Below are 274 nucleotides of genomic sequence, written 5' to 3'. Positions count from 1 at the left end.
CGTACCAGGACGCCGGGGTTGAACACCCGCTCCGGATCAAAGATGTCCTTGAACTTCTCGAAGGCGGCCAGTGCGGCGGGCGAATACATCAGCGGGAGCAATTCGGAGCGGGCCCGTCCGTCGCCGTGTTCTCCGGAGAGGGAGCCGCCGTGACGGGCAACGGTGGCCGCGGCGTCCAGCATGAAGGCGCGGAAGACCGCCACTCCCTCGTCCGTGCCCAGCGTGAAGGAGATGCGCAGGTGCACGCATCCTTCACCGAAGTGGCCAAAGGGTA

At 66.1% G+C, this 274-nt stretch carries 1 protein-coding gene; it reads right to left on the bottom strand.

Annotation, left to right across the window (positions count from 1 at the left end; translation table 11 throughout):
• A partial coding sequence (locus SB754_RS20175) for an FAD-binding oxidoreductase (RefSeq protein ID WP_410784151.1) occupies window positions 1–274 on the bottom strand: 274 nt, incomplete at both ends.

This window comes from Leifsonia sp. SIMBA_070 (assembly GCF_046534635.1).
In the GTDB taxonomy this organism is placed as follows: Bacteria; Actinomycetota; Actinomycetes; order Actinomycetales; family Microbacteriaceae; genus Leifsonia.
This window is presented reverse-complemented; position numbering and strand designations above follow the sequence as displayed.